Below are 651 nucleotides of genomic sequence, written 5' to 3'. Positions count from 1 at the left end.
CTCTCCCGGTTGACTGCGGGAGGTTTCTTTTGCATAGCGCGATGGCTGTCCGGCTCGTTTGTGGGCTGGCTCGAGAGGGGTGGAAGAGGGGCCGATGCTCAACCATGGCGCGTATTTGAAGGGCAAGTCGGTCGTTGTGACCGGCGGTGTCGGGTCTGTTGGCCGGGAGATCGTGGATCGTCTTCAGGCGTTCGAGGTGAAGCTGATCCGGGTGATCGACAACAACGAGAGCGGCCTCTTCGACATGGAGATGGAGTACCGGGACCGGCCGAACGTCGATTTCTATCATTGCGACATCACCGACGAGCGCGAGATGCGGCGGACGTTTTCGGACATGGATCTGTGCTTTCACTGCGCGGCGCTGAAGCATGTCCCGTCCTGCGAGCGGAGCCCGTTTTCGGCGATCAAGGTCAACATCGAGGGCTGCGAGGTCGTGGGCCGGGTGGCGGTCATGGAGGGTCTGGAGAAGGTGGTCTTCACCTCGACCGACAAGGCGGTGAACCCGACCAACGTGATGGGCACGTCGAAGCTGATGGGCGAGCGGCTGTTCACGGCGATGAACTTCCTGCATTCGGCCCGGTCGAAGACGATCTTCTCGTGCACGCGGTTCGGCAACGTGCTGGGCTCGCGGGGGTCGGTGGTGCCGCTTTT

The 651-nt window shown here is 62.1% G+C and carries 1 protein-coding gene; it reads left to right on the top strand.

The window, feature by feature from the left end; genetic code table 11:
* Positions 1-94: 94 nt before the first annotated feature.
* On the top strand, positions 95-651 hold a 557-nt coding region (locus WG921_RS17880), incomplete at its 3' end, for a polysaccharide biosynthesis protein (RefSeq protein WP_340110627.1).

The sequence above is a fragment of the Paludibacillus litoralis genome (assembly GCF_037646705.1).
GTDB lineage: Bacteria > Pseudomonadota > Alphaproteobacteria > Rhodobacterales > Rhodobacteraceae > Pikeienuella > Pikeienuella litoralis.
Note: the sequence above shows the minus strand (reverse complement) of the source record. Positions and strands in the feature narration are given on the sequence as shown.